Below are 5,069 nucleotides of genomic sequence, written 5' to 3' on the forward strand. Positions count from 1 at the left end.
CAGAAATACTGGTCAACCATATGGATCCGGCACGGTTTGTTGTGGATGTGGTTGATATCGCAGAAGATGATGCGTTGATGGAAAAGTACGCCGTACGCATCCCTGTATTAGTCGATGAAGTGTCGGGTCGGGAGCTGGATTGGCCATTCAATCAGGCGCAATTAGGTGAATTTATTGCCGGATTACCTGCCGATATTGGTTAGTATGCTGGGTGTTGAGATCGGTCCCGGCAGTGGCTGCCGGGATTGCCTCAGAGATTAAAAAAGCGCTGGGTGTTTGCCAACGTTTCTGCACTGAGTTGCTCTTCTGGCTTATCCAATAACGTCGCGACCTTTCGGGCAATGTGCGGCAGGTGATAAGGTTCATTGCGACGGGATTTAGGTTTGGGTTTTATATCCCGTGGTAGTAAATAGGGCGCGTCTGTTTCCAGCATCAGTCGTTCAGGAGGAATATCCTTCAAGAGCGGATGAAGGTGAGTACCGCGACGTTCATCGCAAATCCATCCTGTAATTCCAATATGCAGATCCAAATCCAGGTACCCGTACAGGGCGTCTTTTTCTCCGGTAAAGCAGTGTGCTACTGCATTGCTGATTTGATCCCGATAAGACTTCAGCATCTCGAATTGTGTCTTAAAGGCGTCTCGTTCGTGCAGAAAAAGGGGGAGCCCTGACTCAGCGGCAAGCTCCAGTTGTACTTCAAACGCTTTGATCTGTTGCTCTGGCGTAGAAAAGTTTCGATTGAAGTCTAAACCTGTTTCACCCACTGCAACTACGCAAGGTTCTTTATAAAGATCTCGTAGGGTGTTCGCTGTGGCCGTAGAAAAGCTTTTGGCATCATGGGGATGCACACCGGCAGTGCAGCAAAGCAACTCGCTATATTGCTGGCAAAGCTGAACGGCTTGCTCGCTTTCCGCGATGGAGGTGCCTGTAACGACCATTTTTCCGACACCCTGAGCGACTGCGCGTTCAAGCACGGCCTCTATGTCATTTCGAAAAGAGGAGTCGGTTAGATTGAGGCCGATATCGATCCATTGCGTTTGCATCGGTGGTAGATCCGGTTGCTGGCTAAAGTCGGGCGGGATTATACGGAGGCCAGCCGGAGCTGACCACACCGTCATAGGGATTTGGGTTTTTCAGCTTTGGCATTGAGTGCTAATAGTTTTTCTTCATGTTCGCTAAGTAAGCTGCCGCTGCGGCCGGACATGCGGTCGTATATCACCCGGAAAGCCAGTACATTCTGAACATACCGACGCGTTTCTTTAAACGGAATTGTTTCAATCCAGATGTCGAGTGGTAGGTGGCCCCGGTCACTGAGCCATTTTTTAACCCGATGTGGGCCCGCGTTGTACGCTGCTGTTGCATACGCTTTGTTATTGCCGAACAGGTTATACATCTCTCCCAGATAGGCCGTCCCTAAGGCAATGTTGACCTGCGGTTGGTTTAGCTGGCTCTGACGTTTGTAGGATATTTTGTGTTTCTTCGCGGTAAGCTTGGCAGTCCCGGGCATCAGTTGCATCAGGCCTCGGGCACCAGCATGCGAACGGGCGTTTTTGAGAAACGCGCTTTCCTGTCGCGCGATTGCTAGTGGCCATGTCAGGTCAATCTTGCGCAGCTCCGCGTTTTGCTCGAACAGCTTTTTATGGGGGGCGGGGAAGCGAATCATCAGTTCATCCCATTCTCGAGTTGAGATCGCAGCGTTGATCGCCCGATTGTGCCAGCCCCAGCTAAGCGCAAGATAACCTGCCATTAATTTCTGGTCTTTGGTCAGGTTTTTCTCTACACGTCGCCATTCACGGTTCGCATCTACAATTCTGTTCAGCAGAAACAGTTCTCGTGCCCGAATGAGACCGGGAATTGCTTCCAGTGTTGCCAATGCAGGTTTTTGCAGTGGAATGGTTTGTTTGTTCAGCGCAAAGGGCTGGTTGTTAAGCTCCGCAGCAAGAAACCCATAAAAGCTGCGTTCTTGTGACAGTGTGCTCAGGGGCTGCTTTAGCGGCGCCTTTAGGCTGAGTTGGCGATTGGCTATCGTGTTCCAGTAAAGCCAGCGATCAGATTTTTGTTTGGCATCTGGAAGCTGAAGGATGTATCGATTAACGGACTTCCAGTCTTGTTTGCTCAGGGCGACCCGGATGCGCCATTCGGTGACCTCCTCAATTTTGAAGAAGGGATCCAGTTTCTGAATAAGGGGTTCAGCCTTCGCATCGAAGTTAGCCGCCAAGCGCAGTGCGAGTGTGCGATTGAGCTTATCAACGTAACTCTGCTCAGTTTTTGCCAGTGTCTTGCGTTGTTTTAGCCATGAGTTAGTGGCTGCAACGCGATCTTTTCGTGACCAGCTTTTATAAGCGTACTGGAAAGTCACCGCCCGTGCTTCTCCGGACAGTTGCTTTGATGTCAGAGTGTCAGCGAGAGGGGGAGCTTGGCGAACTTTCCAGAACAGCTCGATTTGCTTTTTTTGGACGGGATTGGTCACTGAGCGTGCAATGTAGCGTGCGAGCGTGACGTTACCCTTACCAACAGCCATCCAGAAACGGGTTGATGCCATATCGGATGTTGGTTGTCCTGTTTTCTTCCACGCATCAAACAGGGGGTTGCAGTCGTCTTTCTGGGAATGACCAACGAGCCATAGCTTTTTTGCTGCTTTCAGCGCTACGTTCTTTTCACCGCTGTTCAGGCGGGCGACTTGCAACCGACAATTGTACAAGTCGTTGTATACCGGTTTTTGGGCGTAGGCTGTTTTGTAGTCTTTCCAGCGTTTGTTTTTGAATAGGTGTGACAACCATGCGCGATTTAACCGATAGGCCAGGGGCGTGTCTGAATACTGTTTGGTAAACGCAGCGATTTGCCCTTGATTGGCCTTACTTAGCTGTTTTTGAAGTAATTCGAACTCAAGGTAGGGATAAAGCGGGTAATCGGCCAGCACGCCTTTTTGTTGATCCAGCGTGGTGAGTGTGCCCATCTTGATGAGCTTGTGACTGGCGAGAAACTGGGTGCGTTGTTGATCGATTGTAACCGCCTGACTCGCCTGACTGGTGACAAGCAGGGAAAGGCACAGAGCCAATGTTCGCATTAGGGCTTCCTTATGCTGCAGTGTGGTCCGCATGACGTATTGAGTATAACCACATCCGGATATATTGCGGTGTAATCCGGCACTCCTGATATTAAACCCGCTGATTGCCCAGCCAGTCTTAGTGTTTGCTCAGCCTGAATAGTTCAGATGATGGGCCGAGCCACTATGCCTTTATACGGCAGGGAGGCTATGTTTTTAAATCATTTTTTCACTGAATGAGTGTATTTCAAGTAGAATGTGCGCTCTTAAGAAAAGTAGACCAGAGAGTACTATGCCCCTTATTCGTCTCGATAAAGTTTCTGTAGCCTTCGGTGCAAAACCGCTGATGGATCAAATCGACTTTCAGATTGATCCCGGTGAGCGTGTGGCGTTGGTTGGATTGAACGGCGCAGGCAAATCTACATTGCTCAAAGTCATTGGCAGTCATCAGAGTACGGATAGTGGTGAATTCTGGTGTGATCCTGCATGCCGAATTGCTGAACTGCCACAGGCGATGCCTGCTGCGGACGAGCGTACCGTACGTCAGGTGGTTAGTGCAGGACTGGCTGATATCGTTCGCTTGCGTGAAGCATACGATGAACTGGCGTCGCAGGCTGACGGTGCCGATCTCGCGAAGTTGGAAGTGCTGCAGCATCAGATCGAAGCGAGAGACGGTTGGCACCTGGAGCAGCGTGTTCAGAAGATTCTGGAACGTCTGGATCTTCCGGGTGAAAAGTTGATGTCTCAGCTGTCGGGTGGCTGGCGTCGTCGCGCAGCGCTGGGTGCCGCATTGGTTCAGGAGCCCCAGCTACTTTTGCTGGATGAGCCTACCAACCATCTGGATATCGAGACCATCGAGTGGCTTGAGCAGCAGCTCATGGCGTTTACCGGCGGTTTGCTGTTTATTTCGCATGACCGCGCATTAGTCGAGAAGTTATCGACACGCATCGTTGAGTTGGATCGTGGGCAGCTCACGTCGTTCCCGGGCTCGTACACCACCTCCCTTGAGCAGACGGAGAAACTGCTGGAGGAGGAAGAGCGCCACAATGCATTGTTTGATAAACGTTTAGCGCAAGAGGAAACCTGGATTCGTCAGGGTATCAAAGCGCGTCGAACCCGCAATGAAGGACGTGTGCGTGCGCTCAAAGCGATGCGTAATGAGCGTTCAGACCGACGTAATCGTCAGGGCAAAGCAAACTTCAATCTTGAAGAAGCGAAGAAGAGCGGCAAAATTGTTGCCGAGCTGACGGGTGTATCGCATGCATACGATGGCCGCAGTCTAATTTCTAATCTGGATTTTATGCTGCAACGTGGCGACCGTGTAGGGCTGATTGGGCCAAATGGCGCGGGCAAGAGTACATTGCTCAATATTTTGTTGGGCAAACTTGAACCTGAGCATGGAACCGTGCGTGTTGGGACGAATCTGAAGGTTGCGTATTTCGATCAGTTACGTAGCCAGCTTGATATGGAAAAAAGCGTGATGGATAACATCGCGCAAGGTCGTGAAAGCATCGAGCTGAATGGGCGTAAGCGTCATCTGATCAGTTACTTGGGTGATTTCTTGTTTGCGCCTGAGCGTGCGCGAACACCGGTTAAAGCACTTTCCGGTGGCGAGTGTAACCGTGTCATGCTGGCTAAGCTGTTTAGTCAGCCTGCGAACATTCTGGTGCTCGATGAGCCTACCAACGATCTGGATATCGAAACGCTGGAGCTGTTGGAGGAGATTCTGCTCGATTTTGACGGTACTGTTTTGCTTGTGAGTCATGACCGGTCGTTCCTCGACAATGTTGTCACCAGCACGCTTGCATTCGAGGGCAATGGTCAGGTGCGGGAATATGTCGGTGGATACAATGATTGGTTACGCCAGCGACCTGAGCAAAATGAGGTTTCGAAAGGGAAGCCGCAGGCTAAGGCTGCGGACAACAAACCTGATGTGGCGGCTATTCCAGAGCCTGCGGTAAAAGCCAAGAAAAAGCTCAGCTACAAACTGCAGCGGGAACTCGACGGCTTGCCGGCATTAATGG

At 50.9% G+C, this 5,069-nt stretch carries 4 protein-coding genes; 2 read left to right on the forward strand and 2 right to left on the reverse strand.

All coding sequences use genetic code 11. The annotated features are described in order from the left end of the window. Positions 1–203 (forward strand): glutaredoxin family protein (locus tag ABYW01_RS13615; protein ID WP_372833561.1); only part of this gene is annotated, 203 nt, incomplete at its 5' end. A 47-nt stretch (positions 204–250) separates the two neighbouring features. Here the strand turns inward: ABYW01_RS13615 and ABYW01_RS13620 are convergent. Both ABYW01_RS13620 and ABYW01_RS13625 read right to left on the reverse strand, forming a co-directional pair. Further along, positions 251–1,042: a TatD family hydrolase gene (locus ABYW01_RS13620; RefSeq protein ID WP_372833563.1), complete on the reverse strand. Its 792-nt coding sequence runs from the start codon at positions 1,040–1,042 to the stop codon at positions 251–253. Positions 1,043–1,113: 71 nt separating this feature from the next. After that, positions 1,114–3,066: a transglycosylase SLT domain-containing protein gene (locus ABYW01_RS13625; protein ID WP_372833565.1), complete on the reverse strand. Its 1,953-nt coding sequence runs from the start codon at positions 3,064–3,066 to the stop codon at positions 1,114–1,116. Between the two features lie 271 nt (positions 3,067–3,337). Between ABYW01_RS13625 and ABYW01_RS13630 the strand changes: the two genes are divergently transcribed. Next, on the forward strand, positions 3,338–5,069 hold a 1,732-nt coding region (locus ABYW01_RS13630), incomplete at its 3' end, for an ATP-binding cassette domain-containing protein (protein ID WP_372833567.1).

It is taken from the genome of Pontibacterium sp., assembly GCF_041587635.1.
In the GTDB taxonomy this organism is placed as follows: domain Bacteria; phylum Pseudomonadota; class Gammaproteobacteria; order Pseudomonadales; family Balneatricaceae; genus Pontibacterium.